The 24475-nt window shown below is 55.5% G+C and carries 23 protein-coding genes; 3 read left to right on the plus strand and 20 right to left on the minus strand.

Annotation, left to right across the window (positions count from 1 at the left end):
* Positions 1-138 precede the first annotated feature (138 nt).
* The 16 genes from rfbB to JGZ97_RS17365 all read right to left on the minus strand — a co-directional run bounded on the left by rfbB (position 139) and on the right by JGZ97_RS17365 (position 16842).
* Complete coding sequence (rfbB, locus tag JGZ97_RS17290; protein ID WP_207063956.1) at positions 139-1197, minus strand: dTDP-glucose 4,6-dehydratase; 1059 nt, start codon at positions 1195-1197, stop codon at positions 139-141.
* A 2-nt stretch (positions 1198-1199) separates the two neighbouring features.
* A complete protein-coding gene (locus JGZ97_RS17295; RefSeq protein WP_207063957.1) occupies positions 1200-2312 on the minus strand; it encodes a DUF1972 domain-containing protein in 1113 nt (370 codons plus the stop codon).
* Positions 2309-3478 carry a glycosyltransferase gene (locus JGZ97_RS17300; protein ID WP_207063958.1) on the minus strand — a complete coding sequence of 390 codons (1170 nt, stop codon included), beginning with the start codon at positions 3476-3478 and terminating at the stop codon, positions 2309-2311. Before JGZ97_RS17300 ends, JGZ97_RS17295 begins: the two co-directional genes overlap by 4 nt.
* Positions 3479-3484: 6 nt before the next feature.
* Positions 3485-4165, minus strand: coding sequence for a DapH/DapD/GlmU-related protein (locus JGZ97_RS17305; RefSeq protein WP_207063959.1), 681 nt, complete (start codon positions 4163-4165; stop codon positions 3485-3487).
* Positions 4166-4174: 9 nt separating this feature from the next.
* The gene (locus tag JGZ97_RS17310) at positions 4175-5281 is read right to left on the minus strand and encodes an EpsG family protein (protein WP_207063960.1); all 1107 of its coding nucleotides are present in this window, start codon (positions 5279-5281) and stop codon (positions 4175-4177) included.
* Positions 5271-5873: a sulfotransferase family 2 domain-containing protein gene (locus tag JGZ97_RS17315; protein WP_207063961.1), complete on the minus strand. Its 603-nt coding sequence runs from the start codon at positions 5871-5873 to the stop codon at positions 5271-5273. Before JGZ97_RS17315 ends, JGZ97_RS17310 begins: the two co-directional genes overlap by 11 nt.
* Before the next feature lie 137 nt (positions 5874-6010).
* Complete coding sequence (cysD, locus tag JGZ97_RS17320) at positions 6011-6916, minus strand: sulfate adenylyltransferase subunit CysD (RefSeq protein WP_207063962.1); 906 nt, start codon at positions 6914-6916, stop codon at positions 6011-6013.
* 44 nt (positions 6917-6960) lie between these two features.
* The gene (gene cysN, locus JGZ97_RS17325; RefSeq protein WP_207063963.1) at positions 6961-8367 is read right to left on the minus strand and encodes a sulfate adenylyltransferase subunit CysN; all 1407 of its coding nucleotides are present in this window, start codon (positions 8365-8367) and stop codon (positions 6961-6963) included.
* Positions 8368-8408: 41 nt separating this feature from the next.
* Positions 8409-9377: a DHH family phosphoesterase gene (locus JGZ97_RS17330; protein WP_207063964.1), complete on the minus strand. Its 969-nt coding sequence runs from the start codon at positions 9375-9377 to the stop codon at positions 8409-8411.
* A 3-nt stretch (positions 9378-9380) separates the two neighbouring features.
* Complete coding sequence (cysC, locus tag JGZ97_RS17335; protein ID WP_207063965.1) at positions 9381-9980, minus strand: adenylyl-sulfate kinase; 600 nt, start codon at positions 9978-9980, stop codon at positions 9381-9383.
* A gap of 230 nt (positions 9981-10210) precedes the next feature.
* Entirely contained in the window at positions 10211-11293 is a 1083-nt protein-coding gene (locus tag JGZ97_RS17340; protein ID WP_207063966.1) for an LPS O-antigen chain length determinant protein WzzB, read from the minus strand.
* A 32-nt stretch (positions 11294-11325) separates the two neighbouring features.
* Positions 11326-11949 carry an L-threonylcarbamoyladenylate synthase gene (locus tag JGZ97_RS17345; RefSeq protein ID WP_207063967.1) on the minus strand — a complete coding sequence of 208 codons (624 nt, stop codon included), beginning with the start codon at positions 11947-11949 and terminating at the stop codon, positions 11326-11328.
* Positions 11950-12133: 184 nt separating this feature from the next.
* Positions 12134-13885 carry an SLC13 family permease gene (locus JGZ97_RS17350; protein ID WP_207063968.1) on the minus strand — a complete coding sequence of 584 codons (1752 nt, stop codon included), beginning with the start codon at positions 13883-13885 and terminating at the stop codon, positions 12134-12136.
* A gap of 113 nt (positions 13886-13998) precedes the next feature.
* Positions 13999-14967, minus strand: coding sequence for a DHH family phosphoesterase (locus JGZ97_RS17355; protein ID WP_207063969.1), 969 nt, complete (start codon positions 14965-14967; stop codon positions 13999-14001).
* 4 nt (positions 14968-14971) lie between these two features.
* A complete protein-coding gene (gene galE, locus JGZ97_RS17360) occupies positions 14972-15991 on the minus strand; it encodes a UDP-glucose 4-epimerase GalE (protein ID WP_207063970.1) in 1020 nt (339 codons plus the stop codon).
* Positions 15988-16842 carry a PHP domain-containing protein gene (locus tag JGZ97_RS17365; protein WP_207063971.1) on the minus strand — a complete coding sequence of 285 codons (855 nt, stop codon included), beginning with the start codon at positions 16840-16842 and terminating at the stop codon, positions 15988-15990. The genes galE and JGZ97_RS17365 overlap by 4 nt, the downstream gene beginning before the upstream one ends.
* Positions 16843-17084: 242 nt before the next feature.
* On the opposite strand from JGZ97_RS17365, the gene JGZ97_RS17370 reads away from it, so the two are divergent.
* Positions 17085-17636: a septation protein A gene (locus JGZ97_RS17370; protein WP_207063972.1), complete on the plus strand. Its 552-nt coding sequence runs from the start codon at positions 17085-17087 to the stop codon at positions 17634-17636.
* A gap of 6 nt (positions 17637-17642) precedes the next feature.
* On the plus strand, positions 17643-17942 hold the full coding sequence (locus JGZ97_RS17375; protein WP_207063973.1) for a YciI family protein: 300 nt from the start codon (positions 17643-17645) through the stop codon (positions 17940-17942).
* A gap of 115 nt (positions 17943-18057) precedes the next feature.
* Here the strand turns inward: JGZ97_RS17375 and galU are convergent, their stop codons facing one another.
* Genes galU through pgi form a run of 3 tightly spaced genes read right to left on the minus strand, consistent with a single transcriptional unit; the run spans position 18058 to position 21913 of the window.
* On the minus strand, positions 18058-18894 hold the full coding sequence (galU, locus tag JGZ97_RS17380) for a UTP--glucose-1-phosphate uridylyltransferase GalU (RefSeq protein ID WP_207063974.1): 837 nt from the start codon (positions 18892-18894) through the stop codon (positions 18058-18060).
* A 46-nt stretch (positions 18895-18940) separates the two neighbouring features.
* On the minus strand, positions 18941-20254 hold the full coding sequence (locus JGZ97_RS17385) for a UDP-glucose/GDP-mannose dehydrogenase family protein (RefSeq protein WP_207063975.1): 1314 nt from the start codon (positions 20252-20254) through the stop codon (positions 18941-18943).
* A 12-nt stretch (positions 20255-20266) separates the two neighbouring features.
* Positions 20267-21913 carry a glucose-6-phosphate isomerase gene (gene pgi, locus JGZ97_RS17390; protein WP_207063976.1) on the minus strand — a complete coding sequence of 549 codons (1647 nt, stop codon included), beginning with the start codon at positions 21911-21913 and terminating at the stop codon, positions 20267-20269.
* 91 nt (positions 21914-22004) lie between these two features.
* On the opposite strand from pgi, the gene JGZ97_RS17395 reads away from it, so the two are divergent.
* Positions 22005-22583: an acyloxyacyl hydrolase gene (locus JGZ97_RS17395; protein ID WP_207063977.1), complete on the plus strand. Its 579-nt coding sequence runs from the start codon at positions 22005-22007 to the stop codon at positions 22581-22583.
* A 49-nt stretch (positions 22584-22632) separates the two neighbouring features.
* Here JGZ97_RS17395 and argS read toward each other — a convergent pair whose 3' ends face one another.
* Complete coding sequence (argS, locus tag JGZ97_RS17400; RefSeq protein WP_207063978.1) at positions 22633-24369, minus strand: arginine--tRNA ligase; 1737 nt, start codon at positions 24367-24369, stop codon at positions 22633-22635.
* Positions 24370-24475: the final 106 nt, after the last annotated feature.

Genomic DNA, 24475 nt, shown 5'->3' on the forward strand with positions numbered 1-24475 from the left:
GAGAAACTTCTCTTTGCGTGTCTGGCGACTCTTGCTGGTGAACTCGCTGTCAGCGAAGGAGAGTTGGTGATCCATGGATAGCCCTCAGCACATCAGAGCGCGGATTGTCTCATGCCAAGGGACTTAATCGCATGCTCCCTAGGCACCAATTCGTTTCAATTGGTACTCACCTGAGAGCACGCGCTGCCACCAACTCGCGTTATCCAAATACCACTGAACCGTCTTGCGGATACCACTCTCAAAGGTCTCTTCTGGGCGCCAGCCCAGTTCACGTTCTATCTTACCGGCATCGATGGCATAACGTAGATCGTGCCCTGGACGATCTCTAACAAAGGTGATCAGGTCCCGGTAACGCTCAACACCCTGAGGTTTTTCTGGCGCCAACTCTTCAAGCAGATCACAGATAGTTTCAACCACTGACAGGTTAGTCTTCTCGTTGTGGCCACCGATGTTGTAGGTTTCCCCGACCTTACCTTCGGTCACCACCTTGACCAGCGCCCGGGCATGATCCTCAACATAGAGCCAATCGCGGATCTGCTGACCATCACCATAAACAGGCAGCGGTTTACCGTGCAGGGCATTCAAGATCATATGGGGGATCAGTTTCTCAGGGAAATGATAGGGCCCATAGTTATTCGAACAGTTAGTTATCAGAACCGGTAAGCCGTAGGTGCGATACCACGCGCGAACCAAATGATCTGAACTCGCCTTACTGGCAGAATAAGGCGAGCTGGGCGCGTAGGGAGTATTCTCGGTAAAGAGGTCATCAGTACTCTCTAGATCGCCGTAGACTTCATCCGTGGAGATATGGTGAAAGCGGAAACCCAGTCTTCGTTCCGCGTCCAAACCTACCCAATACTCTTTGGCCGCCTGAAGCAGATTATAAGTACCGGTCACATTTGTTTGGATAAAAGCTCCTGGGCCATCGATAGAACGATCCACATGAGACTCTGCCGCTAGGTGCATTACCAGATCAGGCTGATGTTGTGTAAAAACCGCCCTTACCGCCTCCAGATCGCAGATATCTACACACTCGAACGCATAGCGAGCATTTCGGTCCGCGCCGAGTATCGATTCAAGATTGCCAGCGTAAGTCAGACTATCAAGATTCACAACTTGATGACCCGTGCGGCCTAATAGGTGCCGCACAACGGCGCTACCAATAAATCCAGCACCGCCGGTAACCAATATGTTCATCATCAATCCTTAGGCAACCACTTGAACAGCAGCGATTCGTACTGATCGAGTATGTTGCTCCACTGAAAATTCTGTTGAAAATTTGTCCGCGATTTCTGTCGCAGCGAATCAACCCATTCATCATCTACAAACAGCCGATCAAACAACGCAGAGGCGGTGTCGATGCAGTCAAAGTAAGCAGCGCCGTCTTTAGCTACCCAGCGGTTAAAGGGGTTATCATGAGCAAGCACTGCGTTACCCGCGCCAAGCGCCTCAACCAATGAAGGATTGGTACCGCCCACCTGATGGCCATGGACATACGCCCGAGCATAAAGCCTTAGCGCGCTGACTTTATCAGCATCATAAATAGCTCCAGGAAAAATAACCTCATCACTCGCGGCATCCATAACCGCCCTATGATAACTATTATTATTTGGATCATAATTGCCCAACACCACCAATTTTGCGTTCCTTTGTTTACACGCAAACGCCTTAACCGCTTCGAGGATGGAATTCTCTGGCTCGGCTCGCGCAATAAGAACGGCGTAGCGATTGGCCTCCAAGCGCAAGTCTTCAATAACTGCGGGGCTTGCCTGTGTGATTTCACGGGCCCCATAAGGAATCATGGTAATTTTCTGGCGAGATACCCGTGTTGCCAAATGGTCTTCTATACGCGGATGGTCTGCCACTAAGTGGTTCCCAAACCAACATCCAAAGCGCTCGTTAAGCCAAAACCAAACCTTTGCAGCTGTTCCCCATTTCCTTCGCTTCCACTCTATACCATCCATATTGATTATATTCTTCTTATTCTTAGCTCTTAGAATAATATTAAACATCGCGGTGTTATAACCTAAGGTAAGAAACACACCGGAATTTGACAGAGAGTGAACGACGGACTGCCAATCAAAAAAAACAGTCCCTAAGGGACCTGAATCATTCACATAGATATGAATTCTTTTTATACCATTCCATTCCGTCTCATATGTAGCACCAACGCCTTGTTCTTGGCAATAAACAGTGACTTTCCAGCCACGATTAACAAGAAATAAACACAAATACTCCGCAAATGTTTCAAACCCGCCATGCTGGGCCGGCAAACCTCTAATTCCAAGCAATACTAGATGTTTATTAATCAACTTACACCAACTCCGATGGCTTCAGACAATTTACAAATAAAAGAATCAACAGAGAACTTCTCTTGGAATCTAGATTTCGCGTTGTCCCCCAATTTGTTTCTGAAAGATGCATTTGCGCAAACTTGGTAAATAGCATCCGCCATCATCTCTTTATCACACGGAGGGACGATAATTCCAGAGTAATTATTTTCTATCATTTCACAAATTCCACCATGCCCATATCCTATTACCGGAGTTCCCTGCTGCATAGATTCAAGAACAATAGTCGGCAAAGGGTCTGGCTGAACTGACCCCATAATACTGACATCTGAGACAGAGAAAAGAGCGGCTGCGTCACGCCTGAAACCAAAAAAGTTAATACAAGAAGATATATTTAGACAATCAGCTTTTTGTTTCAATTCCTCCCATATACTTTCATACCCTGGGAACACATCCCCATAAAAAGCCACCTTGAATTTTAATCCATAGCGATCTTTAAGAATTTTAACCACATCTAAAAACTCCAACTGACCTTTCCAAAAGTGAAGCCTAGCGACGTACGCGATTAAAAATCCATCGTTGTTAACAAACGCATCTTCTATTGATGACAAAGTAAGCCTCCTGTCCATTTCACAAACATCAGAATCAGGCAGCCCGTTGTTAACAACAATGGCTTTACTCTTACCGAAAAATGACATATCTATAAAATTATTTCTAACGGAATCAGAGACACAAACTACGATGTCAGATAGAGCCCCAGAAAAACTATAGAGCAAGCTGCAAATAAATTTCGGAGATTGCTGAATTTCATGCAAATGGTGAACAACAGTAACTTTTTTCCCAATTGATGCAATAAGCGGAGAAATAACAGCCAAGGTGTTAACGTAAACAATATCTGGAGCGTAACTTGAAATCAAACTCCTAACCAGGATTACGCTTTTCCACAAATAAAACAAAAAAGCAAACAATGACTTTAGTGAGTTAACATTAACTCTTCTAACCACAGCCAACTGACTAACACAAACATCTTCTACACCTAGCTCATTAAGCTTGCCAATCAAAGGACCAGATGAATCAAGAATAACCTTAACCTGATTGTTTTTGGCTAAGTTACTAGCAACCAATGCTAGTATTTTATCGGACCCGTATTCATCTGCACCTTGATGAAAAAAAATAATTTTACTCATACAAATTTAGACCAATTCTTTTATTATTTTTGCCGGAACACCACCGACAATCACATTACAAGGAACATCCTTCACGACTACTGATCCAGCCGCAACAATTGAGTTACATCCTATTTCAACACCATCAAGGATTACAGAACGAGTACCAATCCATACGTTATCATTTATTACAATCCCTTTATTATTTACGCCCTGATCTTTAAACGGAACCGAAAGGTCAGAATAGATATGATTCTCTGCTATGATTGATATATTAGGCCCCATCATAACATTATCACCTACCACAACCTTCCCAGAGCAACCAATATAAGACCCTGCGCCAATAGATGAATTATTTCCTACAACCAACCCCCAACCAACATTACCACCCCAGTAGCCGCTAGGCCTTATTTTTGCCCCAGAACAAATCGTTACGTTATCACCAAAAATCAATCCTTTTCTACTAACTGAGTGAATTACTACATTATCCTCAACCTTGCACATTTTACCAAATGATATGAGGCGCTTGGGGCCTATAAAAACACACCCCCTCCCTACTGAAAGAAAGCCTTCAGATGAAGTATGTAGCACCTTACAGCACAACCCTCTTATAATAGTGGTTAGCGCATAAAACCATACAAAACGATTAAATTTATTGCTATCGCGATATCCGATTCTTCTAAAACAACCAACAAGATACTCAATCATAGCCCCCCCTTATAAAACACCATTCATATATGTCTTATACACAAACCAATTTGGAAATTGGATGTAGAATGTTTTCAACGAAAACATCAAAAAGGCAGTCACGCCTAAAACTACCGAGAACCTATCAACCTTAAACCAAACAAAAAACAACTTTACACAAATAACAACAACAAAGAAGAAAAATATATAAAAAACTCGATCTGCAACCATTTGATCAAAAGAAAACAAGAACAGCGATAAAAAACCAATAATTAAAACTCTTACACAGATATCAATAACTGGGTCACCGGAAAACCCGTTCTTCCCCCCCCTATACTTATACCAACACGCAGCAAAAAAGGCGCACAGAGTTAATACATACTGAATTTTGAAAGAGAAAGGTGTTGAGTATTCCCAAGAGGTGTAACGATAAAGCTTGTCAAATGCAAAATGATATGGGGCTAGAATAGAAGAAAGGTTTACTATTGGATTGTAAACCCAGAACACAACACAGCAACACAACGCAGCGACCGACAGCCGACCAATACGGACCTTTCTAAACAAAACTCTATCGACAAAACAAACCAAAAGAATTGCCGAAGCAGCATGAAAGAGTGAAGCCAAGAACAAAAACACAAAAGATGTCTTTAGGTTGCCTCGATATAAACTACTGATATACAAGAGACCAAAGGAGATAGACAGCCCTTGCCTTAATATATTCATATGCAAGTTATAATACAAAAACGTTATTGAAAATACGGAGTAGAACACCAAATACAAACGCTTATCAAAGCTTCTAAAAAAAATAATGATGTTGGCATTCATAATGACGTAACAAACAATAAAAAAAATAATTTGATCTTCAGTAAAAAGCCGAACAAAATATATAAGACCTTTAAAAAGAGGATCTATATCGAGTGGATAATAATCAAAATCCAAAGTTGAGAATATTTTCCCATAAGTTATAGTATCAATTCCTAAGGAATTATCTCTCAAACCAATAAAAACAACATACGCAAAAACAAAAATCAGGTTAAGAAGCTCTATTTCTTTTCTCCCGTACGCGGAAGCAACACCTAAAAACAGTAAAATAAGAGTTATAAAAAATGAACATAAAATGTATAAATCATGGCTCATAGCCATACCCGAAATAACTAAAATCACTTTTATAGATCGAGAAGATTTTAGCCTTCATCTCATCTGTAAAAAACACTTCGTTTTTTTCCAATGACTTGGTTATGTTATGACTTCCGAGCTCTCCTCCAAACCCAATACTCTCAACCACCTCCTTATACGACTCATCGATATTTTCATATTTTTTTACAATGACCTTTACATTGTCAAATTCTCCCACACCATCAATATAATCAACTTGTGGTTTGAAATGCATATAATCCATGATTGCCTTATTACCCAACCCTGACATCACGAAACTCTCAAAAGAATCGAAGTCGCGTAGATATTTCTTTGCAAACATAGCATCGACAGAGTTCATCCCTCCGCTCTTCAGAAAAAAATAGGCAGAAGCTAGTCGAGTGTATGGATTTCTAGCGAAGCAAATAACCGTTATATTTTTATTTTTCTCACCTACAGCCTTATATATACATTTTAACGTTGGATGACCTATCAACTTAACATTTTCGCCATACAAACTTTTTATAATCGATACACCAGCAGCTTTAGGTATATGAACAAAAATAGTTTTTGTATCTATAAAACGTCTCAGCACGCTATTTTTTTTAAATCTCATCGCGTAACAAGAAAAGAACATTCTCCATAGAAATGGAATCTTGGTATAATAAAAAAACCTAAGCCTACTCAAAAAACACTTGAACAACATATAAAACCACCAATACTTATTAAAAACTAAAAATATCCTTCCTGCTTTTTCTTCTCCATCGAAGCCGCTTGGTCATGATCAATAACCCTTCCCTGACGCTCGCTGGTCTTCGTCAGCAGCATTTCCTGAATAATTTCGGGTAACGTCATTGCAGCCGATTCAACAGCCCCAGTCAGCGGATAGCAGCCCAGAGTTCGGAATCGCACCGACTTTATTTCAGGCTGCTCACCGCCTTTCAGAGGCATACGCTCATCATCAACCATGATCAACGTACCATCCCGCTCAACCACCGGGCGCTCTGCTGCAAAGTACAAAGGAACAATTGGAATATTTTCCAAATGGATGTACTGCCAGATATCCAACTCAGTCCAGTTACTCAGAGGAAATACCCGAATACTTTCGCCCTTGTTTACCTTTCCGTTGTAAAGCTTACATAGCTCCGGCCGTTGGTTTTTTGGATCCCACCGATGGTTTTCATCGCGGAAGGAATAAACACGCTCCTTGGCACGTGATTTCTCTTCATCCCGACGCGCACCACCAAAGGCGGCATCGAAGCCATATTTATCCAATGCCTGCTTCAGCGCCTGAGTTTTCATCACATCGGTATGCTTGGCGCTTCCGTGGGTGAAGGGCCCGATCCCCTGTTTAACGCCCTCTTCGTTGATGTGGACAATCAGCTCCATTCCGACCTCTTTGGCCATCCGATCCCGAAATGTGATCATCTCCTTGAACTTCCAGGTGGTATCGACATGCATCAGCGGGAACGGTGGCTTACCCGGCAAAAAAGCCTTACGAGCCAGATGCAGCATCACCGCCGAGTCTTTACCGACCGAGTAGAGCATCACCGGATTCTCAAATTCGGCCGCCACTTCACGGATGATATGAATCGACTCGGTTTCCAGTTGTTTCAGGTGGGTCAAACGTTCAGACATAACTTATTGGCTCTTCACTATTCTCTGGTGACTCGTGTCGCTGATCAGATCTCTTTACAGCACCATTCGGGGAAGTGCTCACGCACATAGGCATTCAGTGCTCGCTCGGCCTCGGTATAATGTCGCCCTGCGTGCATGATTTCTTCGTCCGTTTTACCACGCAGCAAACCGGCTCCGACTGTTACGTTAGTCATGCGATCAATCACGATTAAACAACCGGTCTCACGCAGCGATGTGTAGGGATCAAAGATCAGCGCATCGTTAACGTTCAATACTCCACAACCGATCTCATTCAGCTCCAGCTGCTCGGACTGCATCTGCTCTAGCGTATTGACGTCAGTCTTGTAGCCCAACTTCTCAATGCGACCGGGTGTTACCAGAGTACCGCACTTGATCAGGTACTCTTTTCCTGGCACCAAAGGCTCGTCGGCCATCCAAACAAATTCCACCTCAACCCGCTTGGCGAGCAAAGGGTGTTCAGCCGCCACGATCATGTCGCCACGGGAGATATCAACTTCTTCTTCAGTGGTGAACATTACCGCTTGCTGGGTAGTCACCCGATCGACCTGATCTCCGGCCAGATAAAGCCCTTTGATTCTGGTTTTCTTACCGCTGGGCAGTACGGTAATCTCCTGCCCGGTCTTTAAACTGCCAGCTTCCAGCGTGCCGGCAAAGCCCCGGAAATCCAGATTCGGGCGCACCACGATCTGCACCGGCAGACGGGTAAACGCTTGTGGAAAGTCCGCATCGACATCGACCGCTTCCAGCCATTCAGTCAGGGTGGGGCCGTCGTACCACATCATCGCCTCACTGCGATTAACGACCATATCGCCCTTGAGCGCCGACATCGGAATAAATTCCATCGACTCGATCCCCAGCTGCTTGGCAAAGGCTCGGTACTCTTCGCAGATCTCTTGGTAACGTTTCTGCCGATACTCGACCAAGTCCATCTTGTTGATCGCCACCACCAGGTGACGAATTCCCAGCAGGTTACAGATATAGGAATGGCGACGGGTCTGCGTCTGTACGCCGTAACGGGCATCGATCAGGATCACTGCCGCCTGCGCCGTCGATGCGCCGGTGGCCATATTGCGGGTGTACTGCTCATGACCCGGGGTATCGGCGATGATGAACTTGCGCTTGTCGGTGGAGAAAAACCGGTAGGCGACATCGATGGTGATCCCCTGCTCACGCTCGGAGGCCAGGCCATCGACCAGCAGCGCCAGATCCAGTTCCCCCTCGCCGGCCTTACCCATGGTCTTGCTTTCCTGGGTAATCGCCGCCAGTTGATCTTCGAAGATCATCTTGGAGTCATGCAGCAACCGGCCGATCAGGGTCGACTTGCCGTCATCGACGCTGCCGCAGGTAATAAAGCGCAGAAGCCCCTTGTGTTCATGCTGATGGAGATAGGCTTCGATATCGTTACTGATCAAATCCGATGCGTGTGCCACTACTGATTCCTTCGGTGTAATACTTCAAGCAAAAAATACGATTAACGGGCCGACCACTGTTGGCGCATGCTGTCGACTAGCCGCTCAAATTCTGCCTTGGGCAATTTGTTGATACCCGCCGCCGCTTTACGCCCGCCTCCGGTTTCAAACTGACGTGCCACTTCATCGGCCCCGGAGCGGTTACTCAACGGTGCGCGCAGACTGACCAGATAGTGTTCAGCATCGATCTCGGTCAGCACCGCACAGGCGCTATCAGGGCGTGCATTGGCCAGTTCATTGCCCAGTACACCGCTGACTCGGCGCGCCCAGGGCTCATTGGGCAGGGCGATGCAATAGAGTCCTGATTCATCAACCAATGCCGGCGCATTCAGGCCCTTGGCCATATCGGCCTCATAGCCCTGGTGCAGTCGAGTCCAACAGGCGCCTTGCTCTTGGACTAGTTGCAGTGGATCTTCGTAGCCCTTCAACTGTTCAAACAGCTCGGCAGGATGGAACAGCAGATCCTCGATAGAGGCACCGTAACCGTTGTAGTTAAGACAGATGCCCAGCTGTTTCAGCGAACCGGTTTGCTCCTTTGAAAGTCCGGATTCTGCAGCCAGTTGATCCGCTACCGCGATCAGGTTATCGCCATAAGCGGCGGTAATGGCCCAGTTGCGGTAACGCCCATTCAATTGCTGATCGACCAGCAGACTGGTGCAGGTGAGCGGATCGGTATCGATGTGAGCTTTAAACTTCGGATGATCGGGCAGTTGCTCACCTGGAAAGTGGTGGTCGATGTAGCTGATTTCAGAGCCCGCCGCCAGCAACGCATCAACGGCATCACGATTCTTATCCAGACTGACATCCAACACAGTGACGGATGCGGGTTCATCGGCCGGCACTTGCTTCACCAGGGCGATATCACGTTTCACCCCGGTGATCAGCGTCGATTCACGCGGTTCGACCAACCGCAGTTGGATCAGCGCACAGAGACCATCGGCATCGCCATTAAACAGATCGTAATGACGCATGACTTACTTCGCACGGATGATCTTGTTGGCCACCAGGTAATCAACCAGTTTCTTGGCAGAGTCTTCCACGCTTAGAACGGAGGTATCGACTCTCAGCTCTGGGTTTTCCGGACGCTCATACTCAGAATCGATACCGGTAAAGTTGCGGATCTCACCGGCACGCGCTTTCTTGTAGAGCCCCTTAGGATCACGCTCTTCACAGGCAGACAGCGGCGTATCCAGATGCACCTCGATGAACTCGCCCGCTTCGACCAGCTCACGCACCATCCGGCGTTCTGCTTTAAACGGAGAGATAAAGGCGCTCAATACAATCATGCCGGCATCGACAAACAGCTTAGCCATCTCGCCGATGCGACGGATATTTTCGACTCGATCTGCATCGGTAAAGCCCAAGTCCTTGTTCAGCCCATGACGGACATTGTCACCGTCTAGCAGGTAGGAGTGGTGGCCACGATTAAACAGCTCCTGTTCCAGCGCGCCAGCCAGTGTCGATTTACCCGAGCCGCTCAGACCGGTGAACCAGATCAAGCAGGGCTTTTGCTGCTTCTGTTCAGCCCGCGCGGCCTTGGTAATTTGGTGATTATGCCAAACGATGTGGTTCATACCGACTTCCTGTACATGGTTTACACTCCCTGAACGGATCCAGTCGCGCGTCAAGAAGGCTACAAACACTGAAAATTTTCAGCACACCGACTCAGGTAACGAATGCGTGCTGAGACAAAAACTGTAACGAATGAGACTTCGTTCAAACCACCAGAAAACGCCAGAGGCCTTTAATAGCAAGGGATTAAGGATCTATCGCCCATATCTCTCCTCCCCAAAGAGAATAAAAGTCAACTATCAGCTTCCCGCCGTGCCGGCACCACCAGCGCAATAAAGAGCCCCAGCATGCCACCCAGCACCACCGCGGCGGCCAGAATCAACAGTTTCTTGGGTTTGATCGGCTTTTCAGGAGCTGTGGCTTCCAGATCAATACGCACCGGCTGAACTTGCTCAGCATCAACGCGGATAGCTTTGAGGTTTTTGATGTTTTCCTGCAGCCGTCGCAATCCGCCGATAAAGGCATCGTCGGATTTACGCGCTCTTAAAACCGCTATTTCCGCTCGAAGCGCATCAGCTCCGCGAGTAAAGAGGGTGTCGGTATTAAGGATATTGATACTCTGCTCGTTACCAATGCGCTCAGCGCTCTCGCCAAGCTTCTCCAGCCCCACGGCTTCGGCGATAGCCAGCGCTTCTTCCAGCACCTCGATACGGTCGAGGCGCATCTGCTCGGCCAGTTCGCGCTTGGTTTCGATCTCTTTTTCCAGAATCTCGAGCTTGCGGTCACGCTTGCTGTTCAAGCCTGCCACCAAGCGCTTGCTCACGACATCACGGGCACGTTGCGCATAATTGTTGGTCAACCTAGCCAGTTCGGGTGCGGAGAAGCCTTCCAAGGACAAACTGGTAAAAACAGCCTCCCCTCGACTTGGCACGTTAACACTCAGGCGTTTTTGAAATGCTTCAAATGCCTTTTGGGTGCTGCTGCCTTCCCCGCCGTAGACTTTTGCCAGATCATGCTCACGGAAAAACGCAAATTGCTGCTCACGCGAGCGGAGCTGGTTGAGGTACTGCCCGTAGGCCTCCTCCGGGGTCACCGCGTTTTCGAGCAGAGGGGTGCCGAAGGCCCCGCTGATGCTTAAATTAACGGCGCTGAGTTCAGACGCGGCGGGAGGCATCAGGTAAAGCTCGGCCTTGTAGACCGGCTTGGCAATCAGGATATAGAGCGAGGCCAGGGCGATCGCAACGACGGTGCAGGCCACCACCCACCACTTTCGCGACCAGACCTTGCAAGCCAGTTCCGCCAGGTCGATCTCATCATCTCGCAGCTGTTGCTGCTTCAGCCATTCGTTACGGTCGACTGAATACTGTTCCGTCATTGCACGGCTTCCTTAAAGATAAAAATGGTTTTCTATACCTGAAAGGGGCTCACGTCCCCCGCACCTTCACGTGTAACCACCGGCACGTCCTCCACCATGTTGATCACGGTGGTGGCTTCCATGCCGCAATAGCCGCCGTCGATCACCAGATCCACCTGGATCTGAAGGCTGTCGCGGATGTCGTAGGGATCGGTCAGGGGCTCGGTCTCACCGGGGAGGATCAAAGAGGTGCTCATGATCGGCTCACCCAGTTCCTCCATCAGCGCCAGGGCGATGGCATTGTCGGGCACGCGGATGCCGATGGTGCGTCGCTTGGGGTGCATCAGCCGGCGGGGCACTTCCGGGGTGCCCTTGAGGATGAAGGTGTAAGCGCCCGGGGTGTGCTGCTTGATCAGCCGAAAGCAGGTGTTGTCCACCTTGGCGTAGGTTGAGAGCTCGGAGAGATCACGGCAGACCAGCGTAAAGTTGTGTTTGTCATCCAGCTGGCGGATACGCTTGATCCGCTCCAGGGCCGATTTATCGCCGATATGGCAGCCCAGGGCGTAGGCACAATCCGTGGGGTAAACGATGACGCCGCCGTCGCGAATGATCTCAACGGCCTGTTTGATCAGTCGCGGTTGCGGAGTCTCTGGATGGATCTGGAAAAACTGGCTCACAGCTTCTATCCCTGACAAAAAATAAGCCGCCATTGTAGCGGGTTTTACCCGGTGTTTCAGGAGGGCAGCGGCGTTTTTCTGCGCGGGTATTTTCCTGCGAAGTGGGCGGCCGACCGGGGTTATCCAATGCCTTTCACGCCAAGGAGAGGTACCCAGGCAGATAATGGTTGGCGGCGAAAGACTATCAGAGATAAAGGAGCGGGATCAGGGTCAGCACGCAGGCCCCGTAAAGCAGGCTCACGGGAACCCCTAAACGCAGAAAATCGGTAAACCGGTAACCGCCGGCGCTGTAGACCATCAGGTTGGTTTGATACCCCAGGGGGGTGAGAAAACTAGCGCTGGCCCCGAAGGCCACCGCCAGGGTGAACGCCATGGGCTCCGCCCCGTAGTAGCCGGCGGTGGCATAACCCAGGGGAAACACCAGCGCGGCGGCCACGTTGTTGGTGACCAGCTCGGTCATCAGCCAGGTCAGCAGGTAAATCATGATCAGGCCGGTCACCGCACTGCCACCGTTCAGCCAGGGGCTGACCGCCCCGAGGGCGGCATCGATCATGCCCGAATGCAGCCACACCGTGGCGATGGTGAGGGCAAAACCGATGGTGAGAAACAGCCCCACGGGGAAGCGCTGGCGGATCTCGGTGGGGGTCAGCCAGCCGCGCCAGAGATAGAATGCCAACAGCAGAATCAACGCATCCATCAGGGGCATGATCCCCGCCCCCCCCAGCACTAGGCAGGCGCCAAAGCCGGCCAGCGCCCCGCCGGAGGCGCCGCGCTTGAGCGCCGGTCGCTTGAACTCCCCTTCGACTAGGTGCATATGCAGCTCTGGATGGCGCTGCTCAAAGTCGGGACCGGTGGCCAGGAACAGGCAATCACCGGCCTTGAGCCGAATATCGCCAATACGCCCGCTCAGCTTTTCGGCGCCTCGACAGACGGCGAGCAGGGCGGCGTCAAAACGACCGCGAAAGGCCGCTTCCTTGACCGTTTTACCCGCCAGGGATGAGGTGTGACTGAGTACCGCCTCGACCATGTTGGTGCGGGCGACGCCGGTGTGGTGATCGTTGAGGACCAGCCCGGGAAAGCCCTCGATTTGGGACACATCATTGATATCGCCACTGAACAGCAGCTGATCCCCCTCCTGCAACCGGGTGGTGGGCCGCACCGGGCTGATCAGCTCGTCACCGCGCACCACTTCGGCCAGAAACAGCCGGTCCAGTCGACGCAGACCGTTTTCTTCCACGGTTTTCCCCACCAGCGGAGAGTCGGGACGCAGGCGCGCCTCCAGCAGAAAATCCCGCTCGTCCACCTGGTTGATCCCCCGGTCCGGCAGTAGCCGGGCGGCCAAAAAACAGATGGCGGCGGCACAGACCAGTGCGGTGGGGAGGCCTACCGGGGCGAAGTCCAGAAGCTCCAGGGGCGCCATGTCGGTATCCAGCACGAAGCCGGCAACGATCAGGTTGGTAGAGGTGCCCACCAGAGTCAGGGTCCCCCCGAGAATCGCGCAGTAAGAAAGGGGGATTAGCAGCTTGGAAGGCGGATGATAGGGGTTGGAGGCGATCCGGTTCATCAGCGTCGCCACCACCGCGGTGTTGTTCAGCAGTGCCGAGAAGCCCAGGGTCAGCAGGGAGAGACGGGCCAGCGAGTGGCTGAAGCCTTTCCCGATCAGTCTCTCGGCAAGACGATGGACCAGCACGGTCTTTTCCAGCACCAAGGACGCCATCAGGAGCAGCATCAGGGTGATCAAGGCCGGATTGGTGAGATGCAGCAGCAAATCATCCATATCCAAAAGACCGAGGGCGTAATAGACCAGCACCCCGGCGCCGAACACCAGCGGCGGGCGCTGTTTGAAGGCCACCAACGCCACCAACATGGCGATAAAGACCAACAAGGCCCAGGTGCGCGGATCGCTCAGCAACTCCATGACGGTGCCGGCGCTCATCCTGCGGGTTGCTCTCCGAACTTAAGCCTCATCACCTTCCTTGTTGTTTCTCCAAGGGCGCCACGGCGACGCCCCCATGGCTTGCCGCTTTACAGCCGTGTAAAAATCGAAATCTAGGCGGTACGGTAAGTCTCACGAAATGCCGCGATAAACCCGTCCAGCGCTTCGGGCGGCAGGTGATTGATGCCCGCCGCGCCCTGGCGTCCGCCGCCGGTTGGAAACTGCCGGCAGAGTTCGTCGGCCTTCTCCTTGCGTACCGCCGGGGCGCGCACGCTGACCGTGTAACCGCCGTCACGGTTGTGGGTCAGCACCGCGTGGGCCCGCTCCGGGTGGGCGTTGGCGAGACGGTTGCCGAACACGCCGCTGATACGGCAGGCCCAGACCTCGTCCGGCAGCTCGAACACCGCGATATCCGGCTCGGCCAGCCTTGCCGCCACCGCACCCGCCCGGGCCATGTCTTCGCGATAACCGTCGAGCAGTTGCCGGTAGATCTCCGGCTCCCCCTCGATAAAAGCGAAGGGAGTGCCGTAGTGGTGGAGCTTTTCGTAGAGGAAGGCGGGGTCGAAATGAAGATCCTCCAGGGAGGTGCCGTAACCGTTGTAGTTCAGGCACACGCCCAGTTCCTTCAGGGTGGCGGTTTCGGCCTCGCTCAGGCCGACTTGCGCGGCCAGCTCTGTGGCGGGCCGGTTCATGTTATCCCCGAACGCCCCCACCACCGCCCAGTGGGCGAACTGCCCTTCCAGTCGCTGGTTGACCAAAAGGCTGGTGCAGGTATGCGGGTCGGGATCGATCAGCGCATCGAGCCCGCCTTCTGTCGGCAACTCACCGGCAAAGTGGTGATCGATGTAGGTGACAGAAACCCCTCGCCGCAACATCCCCTCAAGCGGCGCGCGGTTCTTATCCAGGGAGATATCCAGCACCAGCACCCGGTCGCCCGATACCGCTTCTACCCGTTTCAGCAGACTGATATCCCGCTTTACTCCGGTAACCGGAACCGCATCTTCCATAGGCTCGGCCAGGCGCATTTGAATCAGGGCGCAGAGGCCATCGGCATCACCATTGAATACGTCGTATTGCGTCATTGCATTAAAGCTCCGTGCTGTATCCGTTTGGATTGCTGGCCTGCCAGCGCCAGGCATCCTCCATCATTTCTTGCAACCCGCGCTCGGCCTGCCAGCCGAGAAGGGCCTTGGACTCGGCCGGGTCAGCGTAGCACTGGGCCACGTCCCCGGGGCGGCGTTCGACCACGCTGTAGGGCACGGGTCGCCCGGAAGCCGCTTCAAAGGCGCGCACCATTTCCAGCACCGAGTAACCGCGGCCGGTACCCAGGTTGCAGGTCAGCAGTCCACAGGGGCTGCGCAACGCTTCCAAAGCTTTGAGGTGCCCCAGCACCAGATCCACCACGTGAATATAGTCGCGAACGCCGGTTCCGTCCGGGGTCGGGTAGTCACCACCGAATACCTGCAGTTCGGCAAGACGCCCCACCGCCACCTGGGCGATGTAGGGCAGCAGGTTGTTGGGTATGCCGTTGGGGTCCTCGCCGATACGCCCGGAGGGGTGGGCCCCCACGGGGTTGAAGTAGCGCAGGCGGGCGATCCGCCACTCCGGATCCGCCGCCTGCAGGTCGGCCAGCAGCTCCTCAATCATCAGCTTGGAGCGCCCGTATGGGTTGGTGGCGCAGGTGGGAAAGTTCTCGCGAATCGGCACCGACGCCGGATCGCCGTAGACGGTGGCCGAGGAGCTGAATACCAGCCGCTTGACCCCGGCGGCCGCCATCGCCTCGCACAGCGTCAGGGTCCCGGCAACGTTGTTCTGGTAGTAGCGCAGCGGCTGCTGGCAGGATTCGCCCACCGCCTTGAGACCGGCGAAATGGATCACCGCTTCGATGGGGCGACGCTTGAACAGCAGGTCCAGCATGCTGCGGTCACGAATGTCACCGCGCACGAAGGTAAATTCCCGACCGCTGATCTCCCGCACCCGGGCCAGTGCCGTTTCATGGCTGTTGCTGAGATTATCCACTACCACCAGGTCGTAGCCCGCGTTCAGCAGCTCAACGCAGGCATGGCTGCCGATATAACCGGCACCGCCGGTTACCAAGATCGTCATGCTTGGGTTTCTCCTTCGATCCATCGACTCCAGACCGGGGTGCAGCTTCCGCTGAAAGGCGGGTATTTACCCAGGTCGGTCCAGGTATGTTCAGGCCGGTGGAAATCGCTGCCCACCGAGGCTTTGAGGCCAAGGCGATTGGCCAAGCGCACCAGCTCGTTGATGCGGTCGCGATTCTCACCTCCGTAGCTCACTTCCATGGCTTCACCGCCCACCTCGATAAAGTCCGCCACCAGGGCGCGTAACTTGCTCCAGGTAAGGCCGTACTTGCCCGGGTGCGCCAGCACCGCGACCCCGCCGGCGTCGCGAATCCAGCCGACCACGGTATGCAGGTCCGGCCAGTGGGCGCGGATATCCCCCGCCTTGCCGGCTCCGAGGTAGCGTTTGAAGGCATCCTGTTCATCCGCCACGTAGCCAAGCTCGACCATTGCCCGCGCCATGTGGGGTCGCCCCAGCAGGCTGGCTCCTGCGATCACCTGCGCCCGCTCGACCACGCCGTTCAGCCCCCGCTTACTCAAACGGGCCTCAATCGCCTCGGCACGCAGAGCCCTGGCCGTTCGCTGGTGACTGACCGCCGCCTGCATCGCCGGGTGCTCGGGGTCGATATCCAGCCCCACCACGTGCACCCCCGTCGGCCCCCAGGTGCTGGAGAGCTCGATGCCGTCGATCAGGGTCATGCCCAGAGCCGCCGCTTCAAGCCGCGCCTCGGCCAGGCCCGCGCAGGTGTCATGATCGGTGAGCGCCAGGCAGGTCACCTCTTTTTCGTGCGCAAGACGCACCAGGGCCTTGGGCGCCAGCCCGCCGTCGGAGGCGGTGCTGTGGGTATGCAGGTCGACGCGGGTGGCGGGCATTTAAATCTCAATCAGTTATAGGGACAGCAGGCTCTAATAGTAGCAAGGGGAAAGAGCCAAACACAGCGAGGCATGAAAATGGGGGATGGGGGATGGGGGATGGGGGATGGGGGATGGGATATTTTGCCGGCAAGGTACGCGCAAGGGATTCCTCGTCCCTCTTCCCTCCTTTCCCTTCGCCGGGTTTCGAAAGCGTGGAAGATCTCGATATACTGGTATCTTTTACCGTCCCGGACCTTTCCATGAAACTGCTTTTTGATTTTCTTCCCATCGCCATCTTCTTCGGCGTCTACAAGTACACCGGCGATATCATCATCGCCACCGCAGTACTGATCCCCGCCACCCTGGTGCAGATGATTTTCACCTGGGTGCGCACCCACAAGATCGAGAAGATGCAGCTGGTCACCCTGGTACTGGTGATCGTACTGGGAGGGCTCACCGTCCTCTTTCAGGACAAGACCTTTATTCAGTGGAAGCCCACCATCGTCAACTGGCTGTTCGCCCTAGCCTTTCTTGGCAGCCACTATATCGGCGCCAAACCCATCGTGCAGCGCATGATGGAGTCAAGCATCGAGCTGCCGGAGCCGGTGTGGGGCCGCCTCAGCTGGGCCTGGATCGGCTTTTTCGTCACCATGGGCGCGCTCAACCTCTTCGTCGCTTTCACCATGAGCGAAGAGACCTGGGTCAATTTCAAGTTGTTCGGCATGCTGGGGCTGACCCTGGTCTTTATTATCGCCCAAGGCGTCTACCTGAGCCGCCACCTCAGCCACAATGAAAACTCCACCAACGAGTAAGTAAGCATGTACTACGCCATCATCAGTGAAGATAAAGAGAACAGCCTGGAGAAGCGCCTCGCCGCCCGTCCCGACCATCTGGCCCGGCTGGAAGCCCTGAAGGACGGCGGCCGTCTGCTGGTCGCCGGCCCCCACCCCGCCATCGACAGCGAGGACCCGGGCCCCGCCGGCTTTACCGGCAGCCTGGTGATCGCCGAGTTCGACTCCCTGGAAGACGCCCAGGCCTGGGCAGACGCCGACCCCTACATCGCCGCCGGCGTCTATGCCAAGGTGGTGGTCAAGCCGTACAAGAAGGTACTGCCCTGAGGTAGAAGGGAGGAAGAGGGAACGGGAATGAGGAATGAGGGGGCCGCCCGGCACATCCCTCATCCCTCATCCCTCATCCCTCATCCCTCATCCCGAATTCCTGACCGCTAACTCCCTACCGATACAGATTCTCGTAGCAATACTGGGTCGCCTCCACGTAGCCGGCGACGCTACCGCAGTCAAAGCGCTGGCCCTGGAAGCGGTAGGCGATGACCTTGCCGGCCGCAGCCTGCTTCATCAATGCATCGGTGATCTGGATCTCACCGCCCTTGCCCGGCTCGGTCTGCCCGATCAGGGCGTAGATATCGGGGGTGAGGATGTAGCGACCGATGATCGCCAGGTTGCTGGGCGCCTCGCTGGGATCGGGCTTTTCCACCATGTGGCTGACCCGGTAAACGCCTGGCTCCTCCTCGGTGCCGGCGATGACGCCGTACTTGTCCACCTGGTCTTGCGGCACCTCTTCGATGGCCACGATGCTGCACTGGTAGCGCTGGTAAAGGTCGACCATCTGCTTGAGAACCGAGGGTCCGCCGGGGTTGACGCACAGGTCATCGGGCAGCACCACGGCGAAAGGGGCCGGCCCCACGGCGGGCTCGCTGCAGCCGATGGCGTGGCCCAGGCCCCGGGCCTCTAGCTGGCGGATGGAGCTGAACGTGCAGCGATCCATCAGGCGGTTGACGCCGTCCAGCAGTCCCTCCTTGGCGCTGCCGGCAATGGACTGCTCCAGCTCCACGTTGCGGTCGAAGTGGTTCTCGATGGCCTGCTTGTGGCGTCCGTTAACGAAGCAGATACGGCTCAGCCCCGCCGCTTCGGCCTCTTCCACTCCGTACTGAATCAGCGGTTTGTCCACCACCGGCAACATCTCCTTGGGTACCGCCTTGGTGGCGGGGAGAAAACGGGTGCCGAGGCCCGCAACGGGAAAGACGCAAGACTGCACAGGCTGTTGGGACATAAGTGATTAATTCCTCTTGAAAAAAGCAGTGTCGCTAAAAAAACGTTTATACGAAGGCGGTGGAGCGCCCCACCCCGAAATAGGTAAAGCCCAGCTCCTTCATGAATTCGGGGTTGTAAAGGTTGCGGCCATCAAAGATCAGCCGCGCCTTCATCAGCTCGCCCAAACGCTCGAAATCAGGGCTCCAGAACTCCTTCCACTCGGTGGCGATCATCAGGGCGTCGCTGCCCTCGGCGGCCTGGTAGAGAGAATCGCAGAGCACCAGGTCATCCCGGGGGCCGTAGTGGGCCTTAACCCGCTCCAGCGCCTTGGGGTCGTAGAGACGAACGGTGACGCCCTGGGCCCAGAGCGCTTCCATCAGCACCAGCGCGGGCGAGTTGTCGATGTGATCGGTGTTGGGCTTAAAGCTCGCCCCGAGCAGCGCCACGGTCTTGCCCCGCATGCGGGTTTGCCAGTGGGTCCAGGCCTTGCGAAACAGCACCTCTTTCTGCTGCTCGTTGGTGTCCAGCACGGTACGCAACAAAAAGGACTCCTCGACGTTCTCCTCCACGGTCGCGGCCAACTGCAACAGCTCCTCGGAAAACTTGAGCCCCCCGAAACCGCAGCCCGGGTAAATGTAGTCGTAGCCGATGCGCGGGTCGGAGCCCACCCCCTTGCGCACCTGCTCGATGTCCACCCCGATCTGATCGGCCAGGTTGGCCATCTCGTTCATAAAGCTGAGCTTGGTGGCGAGCATGCCGTTGATGGCGTACTTAGTAAACTCCGCCGCCTTGGTGGGCATGGTGAGTAGCCGCCCCTGATTGCGCAAAAAAGGCCGCAGCAGCTCCTGAACCAGTTGCAGTCCCCACTCCTCATCCGCTCCGAGCAGAATCCGCTGGGGTCGGGTAAAGCCCTGAATGGCTGCGCCTTCCTGTAAAAAGCTGGGCAGCACCAGCAGGTAGACATCGTTCAGATTCTCTTCGCCCTCGCGGGCGGCCAGCATCGCCTCCTTCAACCGCAACGCCGCCCCCATGGAAAAGGTACTCTGGTTGACCACGGTGATCGGATCGGGCCGGTGAGTGGCCAGGGCCACCAGCAGCTCCCGCCCCGTCTCGTAGTGATCCGACGTCACCGCCAGCATATGCACCTGGCCGTGCTCAAAACCCCGCTCGCGATCCGCCGCGATACGCAGCCGCCCCGCCGCGAGCTCGCGCTGCAGCCGCTCCTTCAGGCCAGGCTCCTCGAAGCTGATGTCCGCGGCCCGCAGTCGCTCGATATCTTCCCCTTCACAAGCCACCAGCACCACGTCGTTGCCCACGTCCGCCAGCGCCACCCCGGTCACCAGCCCGATCAGCCCGCACCCGTATACCGATACTCGCATTCGCCCGTCTCCTTAGCGCTGAACCCGCTGAATAAACGCCAGCAGGCCCCGGGTTGAACTGTCGTCGAAATCGCCCTCGCCCGCGGCGATGGCGCGGTGGGTCTCCTTGGCGATCTGCTTGCCCAGCTCCACCCCCCACTGGTCGAACGGGTTGATCTCCCAGATCACCGACTGCACGAACACCTTGTGCTCGTAAAGGGCCACCAGCCCACCCAGAGTCGCGGGCGTCAGCTCCTTGATCAGCAGGGTGGTGGAGCACTGATTGCCCTCGTAATGCTGATCACTGCGGCGCCCCTCGCGCTCCTCCACCGGCAGCGCCTGGTCGCCGAACATGAGTACCCGGGACTGGGCCAGGCAGTTGGCCAGGTTGAGCTGCTGCTGGGACTGGAGTTGGGCGCGGGTACCGGCGGCCGTACCGGCCCGGTAGCGACGCACCGGGGCGATAAAGTCGCAGCTGACCGGCTGGGTGCCCTGGTGCAGCAGCTGGTAGTAAGCATGCTGGGCGTTGGGCCCCACCTCGCCCCAGATGATGGGACAGGTGTCGTAGTCGACCCGCTCGCCGCCCCGGGTGACCGATTTGCCGTTGCTCTCCATTTCCAGCTGGGTCAAATAGTTAGGGAGAAACTTGAGGCGTCCATCGTAAGGCAGCACGGAGTGGCCCTTGACGCCGATAAAGTTCCCGGTCCAGACCCCCAACAGCGCCATGATCACCGGCAGGTTGCGCTCAAAGGGGGCTTCGCGAAAGTGCTGGTCGATAGCGTGGGCACCGGCCAGCAATTGGCGGAACCCGTCCATGCCAATCAGCAGGGCGATGGGCAGGCCAATGACCGACCAGAGAGAAAAGCGCCCGCCCACCCAGTCCCAGAACTGCAGTTGGTTACTGACGGGAATCCCCCATTCGCTCATCTTTTCAGGGCGTGCGGAGCAGCCGATAAAGTGCTGGCCGATCAGGATCGACTCATCGCTGATCTTCTGCGCTAGCCAGCCCTTGGCGGTTTCGGCATTGCTCAGGGTATCGATGGTGGTAAAGGACTTGGAGGAGAGCACGAACAGGGTGGTCTCGGGGTTGAGCCGCTTGAGCAGCTCCGCCAGCTGACTGCCGTCGATGGAGGAGACAAAATGCACCTGCAGGCCCCGGGCCCGCGGGTCCCGAAACTCCTCGAGGGCATGACAGGCCATAAAAGGCCCCAGGTCCGATCCGCCGACGCCCAGGTTGACCACATCGGTGATCGCCTTGCCGCTGTACCCGCGCCAGTGGCCCGAGTGAATCTGCGCCACCATCTCGCCCATGCGGGCGAGGTTGCCATGGATCGCCTCGGCGATCGCCTCTCCAGCGAGTCTCGGGGTTCGCTCGGCCGGGGCGCGAAGGGCGGTGTGCAGGGCCGAGCGCTGCTCGGAGCTGTTAACCGGCGCGCCTTCGAAGAGCCTGTCGATCCAGTCCCTCAGCTGCTGTTGTTCCGCCAGGCGCAGCAGCAGCTGGAAGCTTTGCTCGGTAATCCTGTGCTTGGAGAAATCGAGCAGGTAGTCCTGCTCGCTGACCGAGAAACGGTCGAAGCGGTCCGGGTCGGCGGAGAACAGCTGGTGCAGGTGCGCACCCTCGATCGCCTCCCGGTAGTGGCGCTCCAGCGCCTGCCAGGCCGGGCTCTGGCGTACCGACATACTCTATCCTTATCTCAGAGGGCTCAAAATCGCTCTATATTAGCACAGGCCTTGCCTGATCTGTGTCGCAAACAACGAGGAGAGAGGCTTGATGAGCAACCGTCCGGGACGCGTTTTGAGCGCCCTGCTGCTGGCCTGCCTGGGACTGGCGAGCGCGGGACCCGCCGATGCGTCCGGGGCGCTGCTCCACTTGGGCCAGAGCCTGGACCGGGACGCGAATTTCTACCGGCTGGCCTTTCGCCACCCCTGGGAGCGACGCTGGTTTACCGCCGGCAACTGGTTTCTGGCGGCCCGCTTCGAGCTTGCTTTTATTCATGTCGAAACCAACCACAAGGCGCTGCCCAGTCCCGGCTCGGCCGAACACCTGGAGGCGCTGGCCCTGACCCCGTTGCTGCGCTACCAGCGCCGCCCCTATGCCAACGGCCTGGCGCCCTTCGTGGAGCTGGGCATCGGCTTCAGCTACTTCAGCGAAGAACAGCTCGAGGACGATACCCATAGCGGGAAGAACTTCGGCGGCCATTTTCAGTTCGAAGACAAGCTGGCGGCGGGCGTGAGAGCCGGGAAGCACCTGGAGGCCGCCATCGGTTTTTTCCACTACTCCAACGCCGACACCAACCCACCCAACGAAGGCTTTGACGCCTGGAGCCTGAGCCTGGGTTACCGGTTTTAGGGAGAGGCACGCCACTACCTCCCCCCCGGCGCAGAATTAGCCCTGCGCCTTACATCCGCTCCATCACCTCGATGCCCAACAGATCCAACCCCTGGGCCAGGGTGCGGGCCACCGCCTGGCACAGCAGCAGCCGGCTCTCGCGCTGCAGCGGCTCGACGTCCGAGCGCAGAATCGGGCACGCCTCGTAGAACTTCATGTAGAGGCTGGCGAGCTCGTAGAGGTAGTTGCAGAGCAGGTGCGGATAAGCCTCCGCCGCTACCAGATCCACGGTCTCGTTGAACTGCAGCAGTTTCAGGGCCAGGGCTTTCTCCTGCTCGGCCTCCAGGCGAATGTCGCCCGCAAGCTCCGTGGGATCGACGCCCGCCTTGGCAAAAATGCTCTGAATCCGGGTGTAGGCGTATTGCAGGTAAGGGGCGGTATTGCCCTCAAAGCTCAGCATCGCCTCCCAGCTAAAGATGTAATCGTTGGTACGGGTCTTGGCCAGGTCCGCGTACTTGACCGCGCCAATACCGATCTTACGAGCCACCTCCGCCTGCTTGTCAGCGGACAGGTCGGAGCCCTTCTCCTGCAGCAGGCGCGCAGCGCGCTCCACCGCCTCGTCCAGCAGTTCGCTCAGTTTCACGGTGCCGCCGCTGCGGGTTTTGAACGGTTTGCCGTCCTCACCCATCATGGTGCCGAAGGGGTGGTGCTCAAGGGAGCAGTGCTCGGTGGCGAAGCCCGCGCGACGGCTGAGGGCGAAAACCTGCTTCATGTGCAGGGACTGGCGCGCATCAATAAAGTAGAGCACCCGGTCCGCGTGCAGATCATGGCAGCGATGGCGCACGGCGGCCAGGTCCGTGGTGGCGTAGAGGTACCCGCCGCCTGACTTCTGCACGATGATGGGGGTGACATTGCCCTTCTTGTCCGCCAGCTCGTCGAGGAACACCGCCTGGGCGCCCAGGTCTTCCACGGCCAGGTCCTGCTGCTGCAGGGACTCGACAATCCCGGGCAGATCCTCGTTGTAGGCGCTCTCGGCCTTGATGTCCTTGTGGCTCAGGGTGACGTTGAGCTTCTGATAAATCTCCTCGGAATGGGCCACGGAGATATCGATGAACTGCTGCCAGAGGGCGGTGCAGTGGGGGTCGCCCGACTGCAGCTTGACCACGTTGGCCCGGGCCCGGTCGGCAAACCCTTCTTCCTCGTCGAAGCGCTGCTTGGATTCGCGGTAGAACTGCTCCAAATCGCTCAGGGCCACCGCCGCATCGGTCTCTTCACGGCGGTCTTCCAGGTGGGTAATCAGCATCCCGAACTGGGTACCCCAGTCGCCCACGTGGTTCTGGCGGATAACATCGTGTTCCTGGGCTTCCAGCACCCGGGCCAGGGCGTCACCGATAATGGTGGAGCGCAGGTGCCCCACGTGCATCTCCTTGGCCAAGTTAGGCGAGGAGTAGTCCACCACCACGGTCTGTTTCTCGGGCGCCGGGTCCAGCAGACCGGAAGCCGCCACCACCGTCTCTTCCACCTGCCGTCCCAACCAGGTCGGATCAAGGTGAATATTGATAAAGCCGGGACCTGCAATCTCCAGCTTCTCGGCCACCCCGCCCAGCTCCAGCGCGTCGACGATCTTCGCCGCCAGCTCGCGGGGATTGGCTTTCAGCCGCTTGGCCGCGCCCATGGCGCAGTTGGCCTGATAGTCACCGAACTGGGGCCCCTTGCTGGGCGCCACCATGGGGGGCAGTTCCTCGGGCAGGCCCGCGGCGGTCATGGCCGCGCGGACGCGACCGGAAAGAAATTCACGAATTTTCATAGAGTCACGCTTGTCAGAAATAGTGTCACGCTGTTCAGAAACGGATACCCCGGCCTCGGCCGGGGTTGGATTAAATCTTCGAGTGGCGGCGGGGCTTACCACCCCC

Origin of the sequence: Motiliproteus sp. SC1-56, from assembly GCF_017309075.1 — a bacterium.
Taxonomy (GTDB): domain Bacteria; phylum Pseudomonadota; class Gammaproteobacteria; order Pseudomonadales; family Balneatricaceae; genus Motiliproteus.

Excerpts from the sequence above, each read along its gene's own strand:
- JGZ97_RS17375 (WP_207063973.1), top strand. The coding sequence starts at position 17,643 with ATGTACTACGCCATCATCAGTGAAGATAAAGAGAACAGCCTGGAGAAG.
- JGZ97_RS17395 (WP_207063977.1), top strand. The coding sequence starts at position 22,005 with ATGAGCAACCGTCCGGGACGCGTTTTGAGCGCCCTGCTGCTGGCCTGC.
- JGZ97_RS17340 (WP_207063966.1), bottom strand. The coding sequence starts at position 11,293 with ATGACGGAACAGTATTCAGTCGACCGTAACGAATGGCTGAAGCAGCAA.
- JGZ97_RS17350 (WP_207063968.1), bottom strand. The coding sequence starts at position 13,885 with ATGAGCGCCGGCACCGTCATGGAGTTGCTGAGCGATCCGCGCACCTGG.
- pgi (WP_207063976.1), bottom strand. The coding sequence starts at position 21,913 with ATGTCGGTACGCCAGAGCCCGGCCTGGCAGGCGCTGGAGCGCCACTAC.
- JGZ97_RS17365 (WP_207063971.1), bottom strand. The coding sequence starts at position 16,842 with ATGCCCGCCACCCGCGTCGACCTGCATACCCACAGCACCGCCTCCGAC.
- JGZ97_RS17370 (WP_207063972.1), top strand. The coding sequence starts at position 17,085 with ATGAAACTGCTTTTTGATTTTCTTCCCATCGCCATCTTCTTCGGCGTC.
- JGZ97_RS17385 (WP_207063975.1), bottom strand. The coding sequence starts at position 20,254 with ATGCGAGTATCGGTATACGGGTGCGGGCTGATCGGGCTGGTGACCGGG.
- argS (WP_207063978.1), bottom strand. The coding sequence starts at position 24,369 with ATGAAAATTCGTGAATTTCTTTCCGGTCGCGTCCGCGCGGCCATGACC.
- JGZ97_RS17305 (WP_207063959.1), bottom strand. The coding sequence starts at position 4,165 with ATGATTGAGTATCTTGTTGGTTGTTTTAGAAGAATCGGATATCGCGAT.
- JGZ97_RS17300 (WP_207063958.1), bottom strand. The coding sequence starts at position 3,478 with ATGAGTAAAATTATTTTTTTTCATCAAGGTGCAGATGAATACGGGTCC.
- rfbB (WP_207063956.1), bottom strand. The coding sequence starts at position 1,197 with ATGAACATATTGGTTACCGGCGGTGCTGGATTTATTGGTAGCGCCGTT.
- JGZ97_RS17330 (WP_207063964.1), bottom strand. The coding sequence starts at position 9,377 with ATGCGTCATTACGATCTGTTTAATGGCGATGCCGATGGTCTCTGTGCG.
- galU (WP_207063974.1), bottom strand. The coding sequence starts at position 18,894 with ATGTCCCAACAGCCTGTGCAGTCTTGCGTCTTTCCCGTTGCGGGCCTC.
- JGZ97_RS17310 (WP_207063960.1), bottom strand. The coding sequence starts at position 5,281 with ATGAGCCATGATTTATACATTTTATGTTCATTTTTTATAACTCTTATT.
- cysC (WP_207063965.1), bottom strand. The coding sequence starts at position 9,980 with ATGAACCACATCGTTTGGCATAATCACCAAATTACCAAGGCCGCGCGG.
- cysD (WP_207063962.1), bottom strand. The coding sequence starts at position 6,916 with ATGTCTGAACGTTTGACCCACCTGAAACAACTGGAAACCGAGTCGATT.
- galE (WP_207063970.1), bottom strand. The coding sequence starts at position 15,991 with ATGACGATCTTGGTAACCGGCGGTGCCGGTTATATCGGCAGCCATGCC.
- JGZ97_RS17355 (WP_207063969.1), bottom strand. The coding sequence starts at position 14,967 with ATGACGCAATACGACGTATTCAATGGTGATGCCGATGGCCTCTGCGCC.